Genomic DNA, 20531 nt, shown 5'->3' with positions numbered 1-20531 from the left:
AGAAGCCGCATCACATGCCATCCCGGTGTCGCGCAATTATGAGATTTCGCCCGTATCCCGACATCGAAAACGCGTTCTAGACTGCTAGTGCCCGGCCCCCGCTCTCAACGAGAACACCGCTCGTTGTCCACTGGAGACATGCATGGTTGTCGATCGCACGAATGCCCCTGGCCTGCCTGATATTCCCTCGCCCAACGAATTCCCCACCGCCCCCATGCCTTCCGCGAATCGCACGCTTGCCATGCTCGCGACGCTCTTCTTCGCCATGGGGCTCATTACGTCGCTGAACGACATTCTGGTGCCTCACTTCAAGGCCGCGTTCGACCTGACCTTTCGCGACGCGGCCCTGATCCAATCGAGTTTCTTCGCTGCGTATTTCGTCGTGTCATACCCGGCGGGGCAATACACCGCACGCGTCGGTTACCGTCGGGCGCTGGCCAGTTCGTTGTGGTTGGCCGGCGTCGGCTGCGCGCTGTTTTTCCCTGCCGCCGCACTCATGTCCTATCCCTGCTTTCTCGCCGCGCTTTTTGTGTTGGCGAGTGGTATCACGTTGCTGCAAGTCGCGGTGAACGCCTACGTCGAGACGTTGGGCACGCGCGGGGCGGCGGCGAGCCGCCTCACGCTGGTGCAAGCGTTCAATTCGCTGGGCACCACCGTCGGGCCGCCGCTCGCCGCGCTCTGGATCCTCGCGCCGCAGGCGCAGTCCGCAACCGGCCACGCCGTAGACAGTGTGCGCGGCCCCTATGGCCTGCTGGCGGCGGTGCTGGCCATCGGCGGCGGGGTGCTCTGGCGGCTGACGCTGCCCGAACACCGTGCGCGCCGCGTGTCGCCACCGAGCGTGCTCGGCAACGTGCGCAGTCTGTTGGCACACCGTCCCTTGCGTTACGGCATCGTGGCGCTGTTTCTTTATGTTGGCGCGGAAGTCAGTATCGGCAGTTTCCTGATTGCCTATCTGACACAAGCGGGCACGGGCATCGTCGACCATGGGCAGGCAAGCCGGTATCTGGCGCTGTATTGGGGTGGGGCGATGGCGGGCCGATTCGTGGGCGCGTGGCTGTTGCGCAAGGTGTCGCCCGGGCGGCTGCTGAGCCTGTGTGCGCTCTATAACGTAGTGCTGATTCTCACGTCGTTCGCCTTGCCGGCGTCGTTCGCGATGTGGTCGTTGCTGGCCTGCGGTCTCGGCAACGCCATCATGTTCCCGACGATTTTCTCACTCTCGGTGGGCGGGCTCGGCGCGCGCGTGAGCGAGGGCGGCGGGCTGATCTGCATGGCGATCGTTGGCGGCGCGGTGTTGCCTTATCTGCAGGGGGCACTGGCGGATGGCATCGGCATCGGGTTGTCGTTCCTCGTGCCGGCGGTGGCGTACTGTTACATCGCCGGATTCGGGGCATGGTGCGTGCGCACCGCGCCCGAATTGGCTGCCGTCGCCGAGGGGCCGGCGCACATGAATGGCCGGTCAACGCCCGGCGATCAACCCGGCTTGCCGAACGTATAACGACCGAAGAAGAACAGCACGTTGCCGTTGCCCTTGCCGCCGGGCACATAGGTGGTCGAGACCGAGGCGCGCCCCACGCCGATTTCGGCGAGGGGCAGTGCGCCGGGGAAGGGCACGCCGCGGAGCGTGTCCGAGCGCGACATCAGAAAGACCGTATAGCCGAGCCCGAAGCGCACGGGCCCGGCGTTGGCGACGTTCCAGATGCGGCCGTAGCCGGCCATCGGCGACCAGTCGTTATGCGAGTCCTTGAACGCCATGGCGTACAGCATTCGCGACCCCTTATCGCCGTCGGACAACACACGGCCGTAGCCGAGTCCCCACGGGTTTTCGTTGTACTGGGCGATCTTTTCGCTCGTGTAGGCGAAGCGCAGGTGATGGGTATGCAGCGGTACGTAGAGATCGCTCGCACCTTGCGTGGCAACGTCGCGCACTTCATCGACGATGGCGCCGGTCCACGTCGAGATGCTACTCGGGGCGTCGTCGGCATGGGCTGCCAGCGGTGACAACAACGTCAACGCCGCACCCAGCGCGACAAGCGTGCGGCGGCCAGACGAGGGAGAAATTCTTGAGGGCGAGGCAAGCGGTGCGAGTCGAATCGATGGCGCGAGCCGCCCGGTGCGTCGGGGGTTCGTATTCATGGTTGAGCTTGTCGTGTTGCAAGAAACGTGTCGATCACGGTCGTCGGAAGGGTGCCGGCAAACGGCACGCCGCGAACTTGGACGTCGCCCTGACGCGCTTCGTGACCGGCATTCCAATCTTTCTAGACCTCGTCGCCGTTGCAAAAGTTCGAATGACCGATTTTTCGCGTAACGGCCCAAGCCCGAAGCACGGGCTGATCGAACCTGCCGCTCGGCAAAGAAGTCGTTTCGCGTCAATGACCTATCGTGGATATCGACGTGTTATTCACCGGGTTGTGAACATTTTCTGTGGATAACATCTCGCCGTGTGCGCCCGCGTGGGCCATGCGAAATGGGGATATCGCAAGACGCTCGACGGCGCGCAGCAAATGCGCGCCACCCTTTTCCTCTGTCCGATCAAGGACTTGAGGAAGCTATCCGCGAGTTGTCCACTGGCTTGCAAACAAATTCTGTGGATAACGAACTTCCGCGAAACCCGCGCCAGGCCGCGTTTTCCAACGCATGGCACAACTTTCGCGCGTCCCCATTCTTCCCTGTCGAATCAGCCACTTGCGATGCTTTTCCGCAAGTTATCAACGGGCTTGTGAACAAAAAGTGTGGATAAGCTCGGGTTTCGTTGATCTCAATATATGAGATCAATATTTACATATTGACATTATGAGTGTCGCGCAATTACGATGCGGCTCATATCAGTGGACGGATACGTTCAGGAGACGACAGTGACGGAACGACGCAAACAGAAAGTGGCGATCATCGGCTCGGGCAACATCGGCACCGACCTGATGATCAAGGTGATGCGCAACAGCGAGCATCTGGAAATGGGCGCGATGGTCGGTATCGATCCGGCCTCGGATGGCCTGGCGCGTGCGCAGCGCCTCGGCGTGCCGGTCACCGCTGAAGGTATCGACGGCCTGCTGGCAATGCCCGGTTTCGAGGACATTCGCATCGCATTCGACGCGACCTCGGCCAAGGCGCATGCGCATCACAACGCGCTGCTGCAAGCGCGTGGCGTGCAAGTGATCGATCTGACGCCGGCCGCCATTGGCCCGTACGTGATTCCGTCGATCAACCTCGACGCGCATCTGGACGCGCGAAACATCAACATGGTGACGTGCGGCGGTCAGGCCACGATCCCCATGGTCGCGGCCATCTCGCAGGTGGCGAAGGTGCATTACGCGGAGATCGTCGCGTCGATTTCGAGCAAGTCGGCGGGGCCGGGCACGCGCGCCAACATCGACGAGTTCACGGAAACGACGTCGAAAGCGATTGAAGTGCTGGGCGGGGCTTCGCGCGGCAAGGCGATCATCGTGCTCAACCCGGCGGAGCCGCCGCTCATCATGCGTGACACGGTGTTCGTGCTGTCCGAGCCGGGGGATCAGGCCGCCATTGCCGCGAGCATTCAGGCGATGGTCGACAAGGTGCATGCCTACGTGCCGGGCTATCGTCTCAAGCAACAGATTCAGTTCGAGTTGTTCGACGCATCGCGTCCGCTCAACGTGCCGGGCTTGGGCAAGCTCACCGGCCTGAAGACCTCGGTCTTCCTCGAAGTGGAAGGGGCCGCGCACTATCTGCCGGCGTATGCAGGCAACCTCGACATCATGACCAGCGCCGCGCTGGCCTGCGCCGACCGTATCGCCGCCACTCGCCTGGCGCTCGCGGCCTGACGGTCGCACGCGCTCTCAGGAGACACACCTCATCATGACGCAGAAAAAGCTCTACATCTCCGACGTGACGCTGCGCGACGGCAGCCACGCTATTCGACACCAGTACCGCATTGCCGATGTGAAAGCGATTGCCGCCGCGCTCGACGCCGCGCATGTCGACTCCATCGAAGTCGCGCACGGCGATGGACTGGCCGGTTCAAGCTTCAATTACGGTTTCGGCGCCCATACTGATCTCGAATGGATTGCCGCCGTGGCCGAGACGGTCACGCACGCCAAGGTCGCCACCTTGCTGTTGCCGGGCGTGGGCACCGTGCACGATCTGCGCGAAGCCTACGACGCAGGGGCGCGTGTGGTGCGTATCGCAACGCACTGCACCGAGGCCGACGTCTCGCGCCAACACATTGCCTACGCGCGCGAGCTGGGCATGGACACGGTCGGCTTTCTGATGATGAGCCACATGACCACGCCGCAGCATCTCGCCGAGCAGGCCAAGTTGATGGAGTCGTACGGCGCGACGTGTATCTATGTGGTGGATTCGGGCGGGGCGCTGGGTATGAACGACGTGCGCGAGCGCTTCCGCGCCTTCAAGGACGTGCTCAAGCCCGAGACGCTCACCGGCATGCACGCGCACCACAACCTGAGCCTTGGCGTGGCGAACTCCATCGTTGCGGTGGAGGAGGGCTGCGATCGCATCGACGCGAGTCTGGCGGGCATGGGCGCGGGCGCGGGCAACGCGCCGCTGGAAGTGTTTATCGCCGCGGCATCGCGTTTGGGTTGGCACCACGGCTGCGATCTGTACACGTTGATGGATGCCGCCGACGACATCGTTCGCCCGTTGCAGGATCGCGCGGTGCGCGTGGATCGCGAGACGCTGGCGCTTGGCTACGCCGGCGTGTATTCGAGCTTCCTGCGTCACGCGGAAGCCGCTGCCGCGCGCTACGACCTCAAGACCGTCGACATCCTGGTCGAGCTGGGTCAGCGTCGCATGGTGGGCGGTCAGGAGGACATGATCGTCGACGTGGCGCTCGATCTGCTCAAGCGACGCGCGGCATAGCGCCGAGATGCGCCTCCCCTGGCGCAGCGCCCGGGGAGCGGAGCCTTCGACGCCCTACCGACACCGGCCCTTGTCCGCAGGGGCCGGCTTTTTTCAGTCGAACCGAATCAATCGACGAGCCTTAGCCCCCGTGACCGGACCAGCCGAGCTGGTGACTGATTTGCGCGGCGGCGTGCTTCACGCGCGGCACGAGTTCCTGCATGCGCTCGCGGCTCATGTACTTGGTCGTACTCGAGACACTGATGGCGGCCACGATATGCTGGCTTGCGTCATACACCGGCGCGGCCACACAGCGAATTTGCGGCGTGTCGTCTTCCAGATCGAAGGCGTAACCGAGACGGGCGTAGTCGTGCATGCGGGCGAGCCACGCCGTCGTGTCGATCGACGTTGACGGCGCCTGCGACCGATAGTGAGCAAGCTGCGCCTTCCAAGCCGCTTCGTCCTGATCGAGCAACAGCGCTTTGCCCACGCCGGTCACGCAGATCGGCTTGCGTCCGCCAATGCGCGAGCTGATCTCCACGGCGCGTTGTCCCGGCAGTTTGTCGAGGTACATCACTTCCCAGCCGTCGGCGACGGCCAGGTGCACAGTGTCCTGCGTCTCGCTCGCGAGCGATTCGAGCGTGGGGCGTGCGACGCGTGGCAAGTCGATTTGTCGGTAGGCAAGAAACCCCAGTTCGATGAGCTTGTTGCCCAGCCGGTAGCCGCGACGCGGCTCAAAACGCAGATACCCCGCGTGTACGAGCGCCGACGCGATCCGGTGTGTGGTCGACGTTGTGATGCCGGTGTGTGCCGAGAGGGCCGGCACGGTGTCGATGCCGGCGGCGACGGCTTCCACGATATCGAGGCCGCGGAAGAGCGTCTGGCTGGCGAGCGTGCGCGGACGCTCGGCCTCGGGAGACTTCGGCTTCGCCATCAGGCCCCCCCGAGCGCCAGCAGGCGCTCGTAGACGTAGCACTTGAGCGCGACGTAATGCGACGGGTCTAGAACGGGCAATTCGACGCCGTGCAAATGACTGCCGTCGTCGCCCTGTTGCACGCTGCGGATCGTGCCACTGGCTTCGATGGGCATGTCGATGTCGCCGACACGCACGCGGAACGCGAGCTGCATGCTGTCGCCGGGCGCGCCGAGCGGAGCGTCGGCCAGCAGCGAGACACCTTCGGCGCTGACGTCTTGCAGCAGGGCAAGGTGGCGGGTCTCACCCGCGCTGACCGATACGACCAGCCTGGCGGGTACGCGCTGCGAACGGCGCAGCACCTTGCGGCGGATCTGTGCCGGCGCGGAGAGCACGGCGTAATCAAACGGCAGCCGCTTCACACGCTCCACCGTACAGACGAAGTGGTAAATGTCTTCGCCCGAGAATGTCCAGAGTTCGAGCCGCTCGCCGACGTTCAGGGTCGGCGGCGCGACGCGGCCCGTCGGGGCGGTGATGAACAGCATCTGATTCGGCGCGTATCCGATCACACGCGTGCGCACCCGCTGCGACCCGGCGCCCGGCGGCAATTGGATCTGCAGCCAGTCGCCGGGGCGCAGATTCAGGTCGGTGAGCGCGTACTGCGGTTGCGTCGCGCCGGCGGCGGCAGCGCTCGCATTGTCGGGGGCCGCCGCCGTGGGCGCGGTAACCTCCGACGGGGCGAGGTCGTCTCCACCGAGATTGGCGATCCGGTGCGGGGCGAACGACGCGAACAGCCAGTCGCGGCCCGCCTGCGTGGGGACGACATCGCCCGCGGCAAGCAGGGGTTCCCCATTGCGATCAACGATGGCCCAGGGCAGGGCGTCGCCCAGGGGGATCTCGTGGGGCGCGAGCGGGACAAGGGGGAGCGCATGGAGGGGCGCGGCAGACGTCTGAGATGGGGTATCGACCATAGGGGCAGGGGGCGCGCGGCGGGCGCGCTCGCGTTCGTGCGTTGAAATGTCGTGGATCGTTAGCTGGCCGGCATGGTATCGGCCCACCGGCTTCGCGGCAATCATAGCGAAGGGGGGCTCGCCGGAATGCGCGAGCGACCGCTGACGTCAGGTGTCCGAAAGTCTACCCCGGCGCATTGGCACTTGGCGAGAGGGGAGTTGTACTCTGCCCTGTGCAAGCTGCGTAAGTGGGCACTCGCTGGGGGAGGGTTGCACCGCGGCACTGACAGGGTTCAACGGCTGGATTCGGGATGGGCGCGCGTGCTCGCTCCATGGGGCACGGCATGCGTCATGCCATCTCCCTATAGTTGACGGTTTGCCGGCGTGCCCGGCGGCGACCAGGTGGGGGGAGCGATGTGGTACCAGCAGTGTGCAGGCGCAAGCGGTTGGGGAGGGGCCTGGAGCAAGGCGCCGGCCGTTGAGCGCTTGGAATCGCCGGAGGCGACGATGCCGCGCCGCGCCGCGCAAACCGATATTGGCGCCCGTCTGACGCAGACGGCCAACGCGGCGGGCGATGCGTGCGGCGATGAGGTCGCGCTGTCACGTCGCGTCGATCCTGCGCTTGCGCAGGCCTTTGCCAAGGCGTGGGCGGGATTGTGGGTGACGACCGGGCCGTGCCAGCACTTCTATCGCAAGGAGTTCGATCTGGCGCACGCGCGCGACGCGCGTCTGGCGCGCAACGTCGCGCAGGTCGAGGCGATGTTGGCGCCCACTCACGACGAGGGCCTGCATTGCGGCACCGCCTCCGGTACTGCCATGCGTACGGGCACCGCTGCAGCGAACCGCGCCGTCAATGCCAACGCCAATGCCAACGCCAACGCCAATGCCAATGCCAACGCCAACGCCAACGCCAATGCCAATGCCAACGCTATCGATGTCGACCCCACGTGCCGCGACATTGCGCGTTGGATCAACACGGTGGCCGCGACCGGCGACCGGGGTTGGCACTTTCGTGCGGCGCGCGATGCCCTGTCGCTCGCGGGCAATCTGTCGTTGCTCGCGATCATTGCCGCGTGCTTCTACCAGGAGGAGGGCGCGACAGGCGACGACGGGGCACCGGTCGCCGGTCGCGGTGCCTCGATCGCCAACACCCCGTTTGGGGTGCCGTGGGCCGACTGGACGTTGCTGGCGTTCGAGGGCGCGAAGGGCGTCATGACGCAGTCGCTCGGTTCGCCGACGCTGATTCGTCACCATGCCGTCGACGAAGTGCTCAAGCGCATGGACGCGGGATGCCGGCTGCTGGAAGCATGCGTGGTATCGTCGGCGCCGCCCCCTGATGCGCCGTCGTCGTGGCGCGGCGCGCTTGCCACGCTCACGCGCTCGCGCGACGTTGCCACACTCTTTACGTTCGCCAATACGGCCGTGCCGCCTGCGCGGCTGGGACTCTGGATGCCGTCGTGGTTCGCGAGCGGGTCGAGCCCGTCTGGCGGGACCGACGGTTATCGAGGCATCTTGCGCGTAGCCGGGCTCATGCTCGATTCCTGTCGCGCGGTGACGAGTCTGCTGGGTACCTGGGCGCGCAATGCGGTATTCACTCGCGATGCGCAGGACTTGACGCGCCGATGGGAATTGCTTTGCGAGCGGCTCGCGACGGTATCGGCCGACGATCGGGCGACAGTCCTCGATCGCGTCGATCGTGTGACGCAGCTCTCCACGCATTGTGACACCCCGCTGCTGGCGGCCATCGCGTCGAGCGAGGCTTTACGTGAGCGCCTACTGGCGTGCGGCGAATCGTTGACGGCGAACGACATTGCCGCCGCTTGTGTCGCGTTCGACGTGCAGTGCCACACGTCGTGCGTTGATGGCCACCGCTATCTGAGCCTGAATCCGGCCGAGAGTCCGTGGGGATATCGATGGAAGGGGGAGGCGTGGCAATGTGGGGGCGCGACGCCAGTTCGAACGTCGTATCGGTTGCTGCTGCTGTATCAGCACTGGAGCGCGGCGTTACTGGAACGCGTGGTGTCGTCGTGCGGTGCGCCGGCGGCGCAAGCGACCGAGGTGTCGCCGAATGATCGACCCACCGACCCGCCGGGCGTCACGCGCACGCGCTCGGGCGTGGCGCATGTCGATATCGAGTCGACGTGGGTGTGAGGGGGCATGGTGCCACGTGTCAATCCGGCGTTGCGACCTCAAAATCCAGCAAGGCCGAACTCATCGATTTGCCGTGGGCGTCCAGCGCGAGCGAGCGCGTCACGCCGCCCCCGAGCGCCTTGCCCAGGACGAAGTTGAACGCACCCAGGCAAGGCAGTTCGTAACGCACGACATCGCCAAGCACGACGTCCCCCAGAAACGCCTTCACCCGCTCGGCCGTGACTTCGGCGCGCAGGTGCTCGTAATGCCTTGCGTCGTAGCAGATGAGCGAGACGTTGAGTGTGTTGCCCTTGTCGCCCGTGCGCGAATGCGCGAGTTCACGCAGCTTCATCTCACATCTCCACGAAGGTAAAGGACGGCTTGACGTGTTCGCGTGACAACAGCACCGACTGGACCGCGAGCACCTCGCGTACGGACTTGGTCACGCCACCACCGCCGGCTGGGCCGTTGGTGTACAACGTCTCGACTTCGTTGCCGATGCGTAACGCTTGCTCGGCGGATGGCATACGTCCCGCTACGCGCACACGGACTTCATAGGGCTCGGCGTGGCGCGCGCCCGCCGTTTCTCCGTGCAGCGAATTCACCCCGATCAGATCGCAACGCAATTCGCTCGTCTGCACGCCCGTCAATGCCAGTCGTTCGCGAACGATATCGAGCGCTAGCCTCGCCCGTGCCACGGCGCCCGGGCCCCCGTAAGAGATCTGCCCTTCACCAATGAATCCGTCGACGTAGCCGACGGAAACTTTGAGCGTGTCGGTGCGGGGGGTGCCGCGCCCGCCCGTCACCTTGATCCGGTCGAGGGCTTCTTCCGCCACGCGCACGTGCGAAAAGTCGGCCACGACGTCGGGCTGAAGATATCGCCGGGGATCATGAATCTCGTAAAGCAACTGCTCCTTGCATGTGGCTTGCGTCACGCGTCCCCCGGCGTCGGGCACCTTGGTGATGACGACCGATCCATCGGGCGCGACTTCGCCAATCGGGAACCCGAGCGTCGCGAGGTTGGGCACGTCCTTGTAGCCCGGATCGGCGAAGTAGCCGCCGGTGATCTGTCCCGCGCACTCCAGCAGATGTCCGACGACGGTGGCCTGTCCCAGCGTTTCCCAATCGTCCATGCGCCATCCGAATTCGTGGATCAGCGGCGCGACGAACAACGAAGGGTCGGCCACCCGGCCCGTCAACACGATTTGCGCGCCCGCCGCCAGGGCATCGACGATGCCGGCCGCGCCCAGATACGCATTGGCCGACACGATACGATTCCCGTAAGACGCCACGCGCTCGCCCGTTTCTTCGAAGTGAGCGTCTCCTTGAAGCACGACGTCGAGCACGTCGTCGCCGGTGACGGCGGCGATCTTCACGTCGCCGAGCCCCAGTGCGCGAGCGATCTCCGCTGTCTTTCGTGCCGCCGCGAGCGGGTTGGCCGCGCCCATGTTCGAGATGATCCGCACGCCATTGCGCAGCGCTGCCGGCAGTACGGCGGTCATGCGTGCTTCGAGCAGCGGGTCGTAGCCGGATTGCGGGTCTCGGCGACGTGCCTGTTGCGCAATGCCAATCGTGCGTTCGGCCAGGCATTCGAAGACGAGATAGTCGAGCGCACCTCGCTGAGCGAGTTCAACGGCAGGCTCGATGCGGTCGCCCGAGTATCCGGCGCCTGCGCCGATCCGGATTCGTCGCGAAGACGGGGTGGGTTGCGTGCCGTTCATGCGGGTCGGGTCCGTTCAGTAAGGCTTAAAGCGTGAAGATGCCGAGTGCGACGCACGCGATCGTCATGACGATGGATGCGCCGAACAGCAGCGGAAACGTGAACTTCTGATGGTCGGCCAAATCGATGCCGCACAGGCCGACGACCAGGAAGGTGGCTGGCGTGAGGGGGCTGACCGGGAATCCTGTCGTCATCTGGCCCAGCAGGGCGGCTTGCCCGACGTGCACGGCCGGCACGCCCAGTTGTCCGGCGACCTCGGCAATGACCGGCAGTACGCCGAAGTAAAACGAATCGGGATCGAAGAGCATGCTCAGCGGCATCGACAGCAGACCGAGCGCGACCGGAATGTGGCCCGCCATGCCCGGCGGCACGAAGCCGACGGCCGCTTGCGCCATCGCCTTGAGCATGCCGCTGCCTTGCATCACCCCGGTGAAGACCCCGGCGGCGAGCAAAATGCCGGCCATCATCAACGCCGCGCGTGCGTGCGCGTCGATGCGTTTGCGTTGCATGTCGACGTCCGGGTAATTCACCATCAATGCGACGCACAGGCCCACCATGAACATGATCGCGGGCGGCAGCTTCTCGCCCATCACGACCATCGTGCCGAGCACGACCAGCGTAAGGAGGATGTTGAACCAGAAGAGCTTCGGACGGCGCAGCGCCTGTTGCTCGGGCGAGAGTTCTCGCTTGGGGCTTGGGATCGACCCGCTCGTGGCGCTCAGGCCGAGCCGCTTCTCTTCCCGGCGGCCGAGCCAGTAGGCCATGCCAAATACGAAGACCAGCCCGATGGCTTGCACCGGAATCAGCGGATTGAACAGGCTCGACACCGGCAGGTGGAGCGACGCCGACGCTCGAATCATCGGCCCGGTCCACGGCAGGAAGTTGATGCCCGCGGCCATCGACACGGCGGCTGCCAGCACGCGGCGGTCCATGCCCAGACGGTCGTAAAGCGGGAGCATGGCCGGAATCGTCACGAGGAAGCACACGGCGCCGGAACCGTCGAGGTGGATCAGCAGGGCCAGCAGCGTCGTGCCCATGACGATGCGCGTGGGTCGGGTGCCGACGGCTTTCAGGATGCGATCGATGATCGGATCGAGCGTGCCGGCGTCGGTGATGGTGCCGAAGTAAAGAATTGCAAAGACGAACATGCCGACGACCGGCGCGAGGCTCTTGAGGCCGTCGATCACGAACTTGCTGGTCTGAAAGCCGAACCCGCCGATCAGCGACGCCACGATGGGCACGATGATGAGCGCGACGAGCGGCGACATGCGTTTCGAAAGAATCGCGCCGAGCAGCACGACGATAGTAGCCAGCCCCAGTAATGGCAGCATGTGCTTGTCTCCTATGTTGTTTTTTGATGCGAACGAGCGTAAGTTCGGGGCGTTGATAAATCAATTGAAATGATTTGATCGCAGTAATCAAAAAACATAATGGATTTGAATCTACGAGACATCCGCGCGTTCATCGCGGTGGCGCAGACCGGCAGCTTCACGCGAGCGGCGGCGCGATTGCATTTGTCGCAACCGGCATTGACCGTGCAGATCCGGCGGTTGGAGGAGACGGTCGGCGTGCGGCTGTTCGATCGCAACAGCCGAAATGTTGCGCTGACGCCGACGGGGCGTGAGCTACTGCCGTTGTTGCAGAAGTCGCTGCATGACATGGAGCATGTGCTGATCGATGCGCGTGCGCTCGGCGACGGGTCGAGCGGCACGGTACGCATTGCCTGTTTGCCGACGTTTGCGGCGAGTGTGCTGCCGGAGTTGATCCAGCAGGTGAAGGCGGCGGTACCGCGCGCCGGTTTTCATGTGAGAGATGCGGTGGCCGGGGTAGTCGAGACGCTGGTGCGTAACGAAGAGGTCGATATCGGCCTGACGGGCGGTGAGTTGAACGACGCGGAGATTGACGTGTTGTACGCGGGCGCCGACCACTTGGTGGCGGTGCTGCCGGCGGGACATGCGCTGGCGCGGCGCAAGCGCGTATCGCTGACGGATCTCGCCAGCGTGCCGCTGGTGCTGACGGCGCAAGGCACCAGTGTGCGGGCGGTGGTGGATGGCGCGTTTGCGAGGGGTGGTTGCACGCTGGAAATTGCCTGCGAGCCGACGTACATGATGACGGCCGTCGCCATGGTCCGCGCGGGACTCGGCGTGACCATCCTGCCGGCGTCGGCTCGGGAAGTCCGGGCGGAACCGGAATTGCGGGTTCGCCCGATCGATCACGACGCGTTCCTGCGACCTATTGCCCTGATCAAGAAGCGCGGGAGAACGTTGCCTCCCGTCACGCAGACGTTTGTGGCGATGTTGTTGGAGAAGTTGGCGCCCGCATAAACGATCGAACCATTGATTGGCGCTTTTGCTTTCGCGGTCTTGGGACCTAGCGCAGACGCGTCGAGGCAGGAACGCACCAGACGATTCTGCGACGTCGATGTGCCGGGGCAACCATCACACGCCGAAAAGGTTGTGTTGAATTTGACGTAGATGTCCTGTCAGCAGTTCGCCGGCTTGATCGGCGTCCCGGTCCCGCAGTGCCTCCACGATCGCGCGATGTTGCGTTTCGTATTCGTGTCGACGTTCCGGTGTCAGCGAATGACGCTTCAAGCGCCCCCATTCTCCTTGCTCGCGCACTCGGTTGGTCAGGTCCAGGATTTGCAGAAAAAACGAATTGTGCGTCGCCAACGCAAAGGTGCGATGAAGCTCGCCGTCCCAATGCTCAAATTCTTCGACGCTTTCGGCGGCTTCAGAGCGCTCGACGCACTCGGCCATTCTTGCGAAGTCGGCTGACGTCGCGTTGCGCGCTATCAGCTTCGGCATTAGCGGCTCAATCAGCAGTCGCGCTTCCATCAGTTCTGCAGGGCTGGTCTGCGTCACCGAGATTTCATCGATCGCGGGTTCCCGGGGAGGAAGGTACTTTGCTGCCCCAGGTAAGACGAAAGTCCCGCTGCCCACGGCCTGCGTGATCAGCCCCTGATTTTTCAAATCCTGCAGCACACGCCTCACGGCGCCCCGCGACGCCCCGAATTGCTCGCTCAACTGTCGCTCCGCTGGCAACTTCACGCCATCTTTCATACGGCCGGAAGCAATTTCCTCAACCAGATAAAGGGCGAGCGCTTTCGCGCCAGCGGCTCGCGTCGGACCTCTCGTCTCGGTTTCATTCATGACAACGCTCCCAGGTGCATGGAGGAAATCATACGCATGCGGTACCAATTGGTCAATATTTTGGTTAACCCCGACTTGCGTCTTGTCCAATATGGTTCTACATTTTCACTCGTGAAAACCAATTGGCCTATTTGGAGAGCCATGACATGAAACTTGCAAATCTCGAAATCGACGGTAAAAAATCCATTTCCATCGTAGATACGGATAAATCCGTCTTTTGGACTGTGCGGACACTAATTCCAGAGTTTGATGGTGATATGGTCCAATTGGTACAACAATTTGCCCGATTCGGGAGCGACCTACGCCCATTGGGTGCGGGGCGCCCCTTGAGCGAGGCGAAGATTCTTGCACCGATTGAGGCACCTCGCCGGAATCTATTTTGCGTCGGCAAGAACTACCATGAACATGCGGCGGAATTTCAGAACTCGGGTTTTGACAGCAGCGCAAAGAACGGTGAGCACGCCCCTGAGGCGCCGGTGTACTTCACCAAACCGGCGTCCACCATCATTGGCCCGAATGCAAAAATTCCTCGTCACGCGGACGTGACGAGCCAACTCGATTACGAGGCCGAATTGGGTGTTGTCATTGGTAAGGCGGGGCGCGGTATCAAGAAGGCGAACGCCATGGATTACGTCTTCGGCTACACGGTGATCAATGACTTCACCGCCCGCGATCTCCAGAAGCTGCATCGTCAGTGGTTCCTCGGCAAGTCGCTCGACGGCTTTTGTCCCATGGGGCCGTATCTCGTGACGGCAGACGAAGTCGACGGCCAGAATGTCGATGTGCAGTGCTGGGTCAATGGCGAACTGCGTCAGAACGCCAATACGCGGCAACTCATCTTCGATATTCCGACGCTTATCGAATCGCTTTCGGCAGGCATCGAGCTGCAACCGGGAGACATCATTGCCACGGGAACGCCTGCCGGTGTCGGTATTGGCTTCAATCCGCCGAGATTTCTGCAAAGCGGTGATGTCGTCCGCATCGAGATTCAGAACGTTGGTGTACTGCAAAACGAGGTGGCCTGATGTCGACACATCATGTCAACGGTCTTATCTTTGAATCCGACGGCGACGGACAGCCGGTCGTTTGCATTCACGGGTTAGGGGGTACGTCCAATAACTGGACACCTGTGTTGCCGGCATTTGAGGGCAAACGTGTGATTCGCTTCGACTTGCCGGGCAGCGCGCGCTCGCCGTTGCTGCGCGAGACGCTCTCGATCGACGCTTACGTGGAGAGTGTGGCGAGCGCGCTCATCGCACTGGACGTGCGTGCTGCGCATATCGTGGCTCACTCGATGGGCACCATCGTGGCCCAGCACCTGGCCGTCAAATATCCCGACCTCGTGAAGAGCCTCGCGCTCTTCGGGCCGCTGTTGTGCCCGCCAGACCAAGGGCGTCCGGGCATTCAAACGCGTGCCGACCTTGTGCGCGAGAAGGGTATTGCTGGACTTCAGGAAATCGCGGACGCCATTGTGAAAGGCGCCACCAGTGCGCAAACCAAGGCGGAGCGTCCGGTCGCCATCGCGTTGGTGCGAGAAAGCGTAATGCGCCAAACGCCTGAGGGCTATGCGCAAAGCTGCGAAGCACTGGCGGGCGCGCAGCCCGCCTCGGTGGAGCACATCGACGTGCCGACCCTATTGATCACGGGTGAAGAGGACGGCGTAGGCCCCCCCGCGGCAGTGCAGGCGATCGGCGCTCGCATTCCCGGCAGCACGGTCACCGTGCTTGCGGGTTGCGGTCACTGGACCACATTCGAAAAGCCGTTCGAATGCGTGGCGGCGCTACAGGCGTTCTACAAAGCGATGTCCTGAGCCATTCCGGATTGGAGGAGACAAAATGCGCAAGATTGCGATTACCAATGTGTCCATTTTCGACGGAACAGGCGCCGACCCCTACCACGGCGGCGTTCTTGTCGAAGGCAACACCATCAAACGCGTCATCAAAGGCGAGGTCGAGGGGGGGGATGCAAATACCGAGACGATCGACGGGCGTGGCGCCTTTCTGATGCCGGGCATGACGGAGGCTCACACTCATTTCTCCTGGAATGATCAACCGTCTCTGGCCGCGATTCAGTTCATGCCGCCTGAGGAACATATCCTTTGGTGTGTGCGAGTTGCCAAACGTTACCTTGAGATGGGCTTCACGTCGGCACTCGGCGCCGCGGCGGCAAAGCCGCGACTCGATGTGGTCCTGCGAAATGCCATCAACGCGGGGGAGTTCCCTGGCCCGCGCTATCTAGCGGGCAGTCAGGAAATTACAACGCTCGGAGGCCTGGGCGACAACACGCTTCCGCATTTGCCGTTTCGCGAGCTAAATTTCGGCGAGGTGGTCAGCGGTCCGGAAGATATGCGTCGCGCTGCGCGCATGTTCATCAAATACGGTGTCGATCACCTGAAGATCAATCTCTCTGGCGAATACATTGCCGGCATTTCCGCCGAGGCGTCGCCGTTCTCTGAAGAGGAGATTGCCATGCTTGCAGCGGAGGCCAAGCGCGCCGGCAAACGCATGGCGGCGCACGCGCGCTCCGCGGAATCGGTCAAGCAATGCGTTCGCCATGGGATTGAACTCGTGTTTCACGCGAGCTTCTCCGACGAAGAGGCGTTGGACATGCTCGAAGCCAACAAGGACAAGCACTTTGTTGCGCCGGGGATTGGCTGGCTCGTCAGTACGATTCATCATGCCGCGCCGTGGGGGATTACCGAGGAAGTCGCTACGAAAATGGGTTATGCCCGCGAGCTTGAAGTGGCGTCGGCGTCACTCAGCAAGATGCACAAGCGCGGTATTCGAATTCTTCCTGGCGGTGACTATGGTTTCGCGTGGATGCCGCATGGAACCAATGCGCGTGATCTCGAGTACTTCGTGAAATATATCGGCATGACGCCGAAGGAGGCCTTGTTGTCGGCCACAAAGCTTGGGGCCGACATGATGCTGCGATCCGATGACCTCGGCCAGATTCGTGAAGGGTTTCTCGCCGACATCGTCATGGTGGAGGGCGACCCGCTCGCGGACCTGACGCTCCTTCAAGACCCGAACAAGATCGCGCTGGTGATGAAGGATGGTGAAATCTACCGGAACAATCGTGACATCCATCCCGCGAAAGGTGACTTGTTTCCTGGCGCGGCGAGCGTTGGTGCCGAGCGGACTCGAGCGGCCGTAGCGGGTTGAGTTACCCACCCGCGCCACACGACGACTTAACAGAATTCAAATCCCCCAGGTGGCGCGGGTCTTCCCCCACGGACCGAGCCGTTTCCCCCCCTGGAAAGCATCAATACTTCGGAGACTTCTCATGTGTGATTGCATTGGGCAGGCGCTTGAGCTTGGGATGTCGCGCAGAGGATTTCTCGGTGCCGGTTGGAAAATGGCCGGCGCCGGCATTCCTCTTTTACTCGGTATGCCCGCAACGGCTGCGGAGGTTGAGCAGCGTACGCAAGCTGTCGCCGCGTCTCGCAGGAAAGCGCAGGATCATGACACACGCCTGGTGCTGCTTGGCACGGCCGGTGGCCCCGTATGGTGGCCCAATTGTGACCGTGAGGGCATATCGTCGGCGGTAGTGGTTGGCGACGCTGTCTACATCGTGGATTGCGGTGACGGTGTCGGAAAGCGCTACAAGCAAGCGGAACTCGGTCCCATCAATCGGGTATCCGGCATGACGGGTATGGAAAACCTGCGCGGCATCTTCCTTACGCACCTCCACTCGGACCATACGATCGATTACTTCAACCTGTTCCTGTACGGTTGGTATGACGGCCTGACGGGTATCAAGCAGCCGGTTCAGGTGTACGGTCCCGGGCGTCGTGGGCAGATGGAGCCGATCTTCAAGCTGCCGGGCCAGACGACTGTCGAAGAACCTCGCATTGAGAATCCCGAGAATCCGACGCCGGGCACCGTCGATATGACGAATTACTTGTATCAGGCATTCGCCGTCGATATCAACGACCGTCTGCGCGACGCGCATCGTCCCGATTTGCGCAAGCTCGTCGAGGTCCACGACATCGTCATCCCACAGGTTTCCGGATTCAAGACTCCGAACGAGACGCCCGTTCCGAAAATGGAGCCGTTCAAGATATTCGAGGATGACCGCGTTCGGGTGACGGCGACGCTAGTGAATCACTTCCCGATATGGCCGGCATTCGCATTTCGTTTCGACACGGATGACGGATCCATCGTGTTTTCCGGGGACACGTCGCCCTGCGAAAATCTGGTTCGCTTGGCGAAGCATGCCGACGTGCTGGTCCACGAAGTCATTGATACGTCCTGGGTGGATGCGCTATTCCCGCCCCCGGTTGGCGAAAAGGAGGCGGCGTTCAAGGCTCACCTCTTGAGTTCCCATACGTCGATTGATGACGTCGGGAAGGTGGCCGAGGCTGCGGGTGCGAAAACGCTCGTCCTGTCCCATATCGCCCCGGGCCATGCGCCGCGTGCCAATCTGGCCCGTGCGCAACGAAACTTCTCTGGGCAACTGATCATCGGCGAGGACCTGATGCAGATCGGTGTTGGTCGTAAGCGAAGCGCTGCATAAGCCGCCAAGTTCACATTTGTCGGCGCTCCTGGCGGAAGGGAATGTGCTCGGATGGGCCGGCTTCACAGGTACATGTGTGGCGGCTCACGCCCAGCGTATGGATGGGTCCATGCGCCTGGCGGGAGCCCCGGGCGCCGCGACTTCACTCGTCGGTAATGTCGTCCGCCCCGACGTCAGCTTCCGGCAAGCCAGTCAGGCTATCTGGAGAGATCATCCAGTCCGACATTCTTCGTGCGAGGTCCGAATACGCCGATGGCAATCATCACGACGACCATCGCGCCTGCAATGAAAGTGAAGACCCCGGAAACGCCAAATTGATTCAGAATCTGCGCGATAAAAAATGCGCTGAAAATGGCGGAAAGTCGGCTCCACGAGTACACAAAGCCGACGGCTCGCACGCGTATGTTGGTCGGAAATAGTTCAGTCTGATAGGCATGGTACGTGTACGAAATCATGTTGCCGGCGAGCGTCAGGCAGATACCCATTATGATCAGAAACGTACTGTCGCGTAGCTGACTAAAGGCAATTCCGCACACGATATTGACCGCGCTGAGCGCGACGATGACGGTCTTCCGTTCGAATCTGTCGGCAATCAAGAGCCCCAGTAGCGGACCAATCGGGGCTGCGATGGCGATCAGGCTCGAGTACAGCAAACTGTGGGTAACGGTGACACCTTGCTTCATCAGAAGCGTTGGCACCCAGCTCGCAAATCCGTAATAGCCCACAGTCTGGAAGATGTGAAACACCATCATCATCAATGTGCGTCGACGATAGGGCGGTCGCCACATATCCGAGAAGCTCGCTTTGGGCGCGATGGTATCGGACGTCTCGGGGACCGGTAACGGGGCGCGATACTCGTGGGAGACCTTCTGCTCGATTTGGCTAAGGATGGTGTCCGCCTCATCAAGTCTTCCTTTTTGGGCCAACCATCGTGGGCTCTCGGGCAGATGGAGGCGCACCCACCAGATAAAGATGCCGCCGTGCGCGCCGAGCAACACGACCCAGCGCCAGCCTTCAAGGCCGAGAAATGTGCGGGGAACCAGTAGGAAGGAAATGAAGGCCACAATGGGAACCGCACTAAATCCGATGGCTTGACCGACGGCAAATGCGCGACCACGGATGTGCTTTGGCACGATTTCGGACATGTACGCGCCGATCGTCACCAACTCGACGCCCAGTCCTATACCGGCGAGAAACCGCCAGGTATTCAGGCCGAGGGCGGTCGTTTGGAATGCCATGACAGCGTTCGAAGCAACATAGCCAAGCAGTGCGTAAGTAAATATTGCACGTCGCCCGAATTTGTCAGCGAGAAAGCCGCAGGCGATCGTGCCGACAAAGAGGCCACAGAACAGCGCCGCGATAAAGCTGGCAACTCCCGTGGTTCCGAACAACCCATGCGTAGTCGCAGTGAGGATTCCTTCCTTGACCAGACCCGGGGCGATGTACCCCGTGTACATCAAGTCGTAAATCTCGAAGAAATACCCAAGGCTTAGCATCAGCACCATCTTCCAGATGGTTCTGGTTGCAGGTAAGCGATCCAGGCGCGCGGAAATTTCTCCGACGCCAAGACGGTTGGATGCTGTTATCGATGTCGCGCGGGTTCCAGGATTACTAACGACGCCAGCGCCTTCGGCTGGAAGTTCCAATGTGCTTGGTGATTTCATTCGTGTCTCCTGGCCTGAGTGATTCAGGCTCTATTTTTAATGCGGTGTCGGGCATGGCACGCGCTTCGGAGCGCCCAAAAGGCGCCCGCGTGCGGCAACTTAATCGGCAGGTGTGAGCGAGTGCTTATATCGCGCTCCCTTCGTGGCATAGTCCGAGGCGTTGGCCTTCATATTCGATATTTCGGTGTCGCTCAACATCCTGGCAACTTTTGCGGGCACGCCGACGATGAGTGCATTGTTGGGAAAGGATTTTCCTTCGGTGATAAGCGCACCCGCGGCAACAAGGCAGTTTTCGCCAATAACGGCACCATTAAGAACGACAGCCTGAATGCCAATCAGGCTGCCGGCTCCGACTCTGCAACCATGGAGCATCGCCTGGTGCCCAATGCTTACCCCGTCGTCAATCACGATGGGATGGCCGGGGTCAGTGTGCAGAACGGCCCCCTCCTGGACGTTGACGTTCTTGCCAACGCAAATCGATTCGTTATCGCCGCGCAAAACCGCATTGCTCCAAATCGTCGATCCGCAGCCGACCTGTACGTCTCCGATGACCGTGGCCCCAATCGCGACATACGCTGATTCGTCGATGTCGGGACAAAGGTCGTCCAATTTCAGTATGTTCATATGGCGCTCTCATGTGGTGCGCAGGGTGTC

The 20531-nt window shown here is 62.2% G+C and carries 18 protein-coding genes; 9 read left to right on the top strand and 9 right to left on the bottom strand.

The features are described from left to right. The first annotated feature begins 142 nt into the window (after positions 1–142). Entirely contained in the window at positions 143–1495 is a 1353-nt protein-coding gene (locus PanNE5_RS00185) for a sugar MFS transporter (RefSeq protein ID WP_261938906.1), read from the top strand. Here PanNE5_RS00185 and pagP read toward each other — a convergent pair. After that, positions 1471–2133: a lipid IV(A) palmitoyltransferase PagP gene (pagP, locus tag PanNE5_RS00180; protein WP_261938905.1), complete on the bottom strand. Its 663-nt coding sequence runs from the start codon at positions 2131–2133 to the stop codon at positions 1471–1473. The genes PanNE5_RS00185 and pagP overlap by 25 nt on opposite strands. A gap of 782 nt (positions 2134–2915) precedes the next feature. On the opposite strand from pagP, the gene PanNE5_RS00175 reads away from it, so the two are divergent. Beyond that, a complete protein-coding gene (locus tag PanNE5_RS00175; protein WP_261939897.1) occupies positions 2916–3797 on the top strand; it encodes an acetaldehyde dehydrogenase (acetylating) in 882 nt (293 codons plus the stop codon). Positions 3798–3831: 34 nt separating this feature from the next. Continuing rightward, a complete protein-coding gene (gene dmpG / locus PanNE5_RS00170) occupies positions 3832–4851 on the top strand; it encodes a 4-hydroxy-2-oxovalerate aldolase (RefSeq protein ID WP_017233734.1) in 1020 nt (339 codons plus the stop codon). 121 nt (positions 4852–4972) lie between these two features. Here dmpG and PanNE5_RS00165 read toward each other — a convergent pair whose 3' ends face one another. Together PanNE5_RS00165 and PanNE5_RS00160 are read right to left on the bottom strand one after the other, a co-directional pair. After that, positions 4973–5764, bottom strand: coding sequence for an IclR family transcriptional regulator (locus PanNE5_RS00165; protein WP_261938904.1), 792 nt, complete (start codon positions 5762–5764; stop codon positions 4973–4975). After that, positions 5764–6714 carry a flagellar brake protein gene (locus tag PanNE5_RS00160; protein WP_261938903.1) on the bottom strand — a complete coding sequence of 317 codons (951 nt, stop codon included), beginning with the start codon at positions 6712–6714 and terminating at the stop codon, positions 5764–5766. The genes PanNE5_RS00165 and PanNE5_RS00160 overlap by 1 nt, the downstream gene beginning before the upstream one ends. A gap of 486 nt (positions 6715–7200) precedes the next feature. On the opposite strand from PanNE5_RS00160, the gene PanNE5_RS00155 reads away from it, so the two are divergent. After that, positions 7201–8844, top strand: a complete 1644-nt coding sequence (locus PanNE5_RS00155; RefSeq protein ID WP_261938902.1) for a hypothetical protein — start codon at positions 7201–7203, stop codon at positions 8842–8844. 19 nt (positions 8845–8863) lie between these two features. Here the strand turns inward: PanNE5_RS00155 and PanNE5_RS00150 are convergent, their stop codons facing one another. Genes PanNE5_RS00150 through PanNE5_RS00140 form a run of 3 tightly spaced genes read right to left on the bottom strand, consistent with a single transcriptional unit; the run spans position 8864 to position 11874 of the window. Further along, positions 8864–9175 (bottom strand): hypothetical protein, encoded by a 312-nt coding sequence (locus tag PanNE5_RS00150; RefSeq protein ID WP_261938901.1) that lies wholly within the window; start codon positions 9173–9175, stop codon positions 8864–8866. 1 nt (position 9176) lies between these two features. Further along, positions 9177–10544, bottom strand: coding sequence for an acyclic terpene utilization AtuA family protein (locus PanNE5_RS00145; protein ID WP_261938900.1), 1368 nt, complete (start codon positions 10542–10544; stop codon positions 9177–9179). Between the two features lie 25 nt (positions 10545–10569). Beyond that, entirely contained in the window at positions 10570–11874 is a 1305-nt protein-coding gene (locus tag PanNE5_RS00140) for a CitMHS family transporter (RefSeq protein WP_261938899.1), read from the bottom strand. Between the two features lie 99 nt (positions 11875–11973). On the opposite strand from PanNE5_RS00140, the gene PanNE5_RS00135 reads away from it, so the two are divergent. Next, complete coding sequence (locus PanNE5_RS00135; protein ID WP_261938898.1) at positions 11974–12867, top strand: LysR family transcriptional regulator; 894 nt, start codon at positions 11974–11976, stop codon at positions 12865–12867. Positions 12868–12981: 114 nt separating this feature from the next. On the opposite strand, the gene PanNE5_RS00130 is transcribed toward PanNE5_RS00135, so the two are convergent. Then, positions 12982–13695 (bottom strand): FadR/GntR family transcriptional regulator, encoded by a 714-nt coding sequence (locus PanNE5_RS00130; protein WP_261938897.1) that lies wholly within the window; start codon positions 13693–13695, stop codon positions 12982–12984. 146 nt (positions 13696–13841) lie between these two features. On the opposite strand from PanNE5_RS00130, the gene PanNE5_RS00125 reads away from it, so the two are divergent. The 4 genes from PanNE5_RS00125 to PanNE5_RS00110 all read left to right on the top strand — a co-directional run bounded on the left by PanNE5_RS00125 (position 13842) and on the right by PanNE5_RS00110 (position 18213). Then, on the top strand, positions 13842–14720 hold the full coding sequence (locus tag PanNE5_RS00125; protein WP_261938896.1) for a fumarylacetoacetate hydrolase family protein: 879 nt from the start codon (positions 13842–13844) through the stop codon (positions 14718–14720). Continuing rightward, entirely contained in the window at positions 14720–15505 is a 786-nt protein-coding gene (locus PanNE5_RS00120) for an alpha/beta fold hydrolase (protein WP_261938895.1), read from the top strand. Before PanNE5_RS00125 ends, PanNE5_RS00120 begins: the two co-directional genes overlap by 1 nt. Before the next feature lie 25 nt (positions 15506–15530). Then, the gene (locus tag PanNE5_RS00115) at positions 15531–16859 is read left to right on the top strand and encodes a metal-dependent hydrolase family protein (protein WP_261938894.1); all 1329 of its coding nucleotides are present in this window, start codon (positions 15531–15533) and stop codon (positions 16857–16859) included. Between the two features lie 121 nt (positions 16860–16980). Continuing rightward, a complete protein-coding gene (locus PanNE5_RS00110) occupies positions 16981–18213 on the top strand; it encodes an MBL fold metallo-hydrolase (protein ID WP_261938893.1) in 1233 nt (410 codons plus the stop codon). Positions 18214–18410: 197 nt separating this feature from the next. Here the strand turns inward: PanNE5_RS00110 and PanNE5_RS00105 are convergent, their stop codons facing one another. Together PanNE5_RS00105 and PanNE5_RS00100 are read right to left on the bottom strand one after the other, a co-directional pair. Then, on the bottom strand, positions 18411–19877 hold the full coding sequence (locus PanNE5_RS00105; RefSeq protein WP_261938892.1) for an MFS transporter: 1467 nt from the start codon (positions 19875–19877) through the stop codon (positions 18411–18413). A 99-nt stretch (positions 19878–19976) separates the two neighbouring features. Next, positions 19977–20501: a gamma carbonic anhydrase family protein gene (locus PanNE5_RS00100; RefSeq protein ID WP_261938891.1), complete on the bottom strand. Its 525-nt coding sequence runs from the start codon at positions 20499–20501 to the stop codon at positions 19977–19979. Positions 20502–20531: the final 30 nt, after the last annotated feature.

Source organism: Pandoraea sp. NE5 (assembly GCF_024363545.1).
In the GTDB taxonomy this organism is placed as follows: Bacteria; Pseudomonadota; Gammaproteobacteria; order Burkholderiales; family Burkholderiaceae; genus Pandoraea; species Pandoraea cepalis.
The sequence above is the reverse complement of the archived record's forward strand: the minus strand, read 5'-3'. Positions and strand labels throughout refer to the sequence as shown.

Bases quoted from the DNA above. Each gene is read 5' to 3' on its own strand.
- PanNE5_RS00185 (WP_261938906.1), top strand. From the start codon at position 143: ATGGTTGTCGATCGCACGAATGCCCCTGGCCTGCCTGATATTCCCTCG.
- pagP (WP_261938905.1), bottom strand. From the start codon at position 2,133: ATGAATACGAACCCCCGACGCACCGGGCGGCTCGCGCCATCGATTCGA.
- PanNE5_RS00175 (WP_261939897.1), top strand. From the start codon at position 2,916: ATGATCAAGGTGATGCGCAACAGCGAGCATCTGGAAATGGGCGCGATG.
- dmpG (WP_017233734.1), top strand. From the start codon at position 3,832: ATGACGCAGAAAAAGCTCTACATCTCCGACGTGACGCTGCGCGACGGC.
- PanNE5_RS00165 (WP_261938904.1), bottom strand. From the start codon at position 5,764: ATGGCGAAGCCGAAGTCTCCCGAGGCCGAGCGTCCGCGCACGCTCGCC.
- PanNE5_RS00160 (WP_261938903.1), bottom strand. From the start codon at position 6,714: ATGGTCGATACCCCATCTCAGACGTCTGCCGCGCCCCTCCATGCGCTC.
- PanNE5_RS00155 (WP_261938902.1), top strand. From the start codon at position 7,201: ATGCCGCGCCGCGCCGCGCAAACCGATATTGGCGCCCGTCTGACGCAG.
- PanNE5_RS00150 (WP_261938901.1), bottom strand. From the start codon at position 9,175: ATGAAGCTGCGTGAACTCGCGCATTCGCGCACGGGCGACAAGGGCAAC.
- PanNE5_RS00145 (WP_261938900.1), bottom strand. From the start codon at position 10,544: ATGAACGGCACGCAACCCACCCCGTCTTCGCGACGAATCCGGATCGGC.
- PanNE5_RS00140 (WP_261938899.1), bottom strand. From the start codon at position 11,874: ATGCTGCCATTACTGGGGCTGGCTACTATCGTCGTGCTGCTCGGCGCG.
- PanNE5_RS00135 (WP_261938898.1), top strand. From the start codon at position 11,974: ATGGATTTGAATCTACGAGACATCCGCGCGTTCATCGCGGTGGCGCAG.
- PanNE5_RS00130 (WP_261938897.1), bottom strand. From the start codon at position 13,695: ATGAATGAAACCGAGACGAGAGGTCCGACGCGAGCCGCTGGCGCGAAA.
- PanNE5_RS00125 (WP_261938896.1), top strand. From the start codon at position 13,842: ATGAAACTTGCAAATCTCGAAATCGACGGTAAAAAATCCATTTCCATC.
- PanNE5_RS00120 (WP_261938895.1), top strand. From the start codon at position 14,720: ATGTCGACACATCATGTCAACGGTCTTATCTTTGAATCCGACGGCGAC.
- PanNE5_RS00115 (WP_261938894.1), top strand. From the start codon at position 15,531: ATGCGCAAGATTGCGATTACCAATGTGTCCATTTTCGACGGAACAGGC.
- PanNE5_RS00110 (WP_261938893.1), top strand. From the start codon at position 16,981: ATGTGTGATTGCATTGGGCAGGCGCTTGAGCTTGGGATGTCGCGCAGA.
- PanNE5_RS00105 (WP_261938892.1), bottom strand. From the start codon at position 19,877: ATGAAATCACCAAGCACATTGGAACTTCCAGCCGAAGGCGCTGGCGTC.
- PanNE5_RS00100 (WP_261938891.1), bottom strand. From the start codon at position 20,501: ATGAACATACTGAAATTGGACGACCTTTGTCCCGACATCGACGAATCA.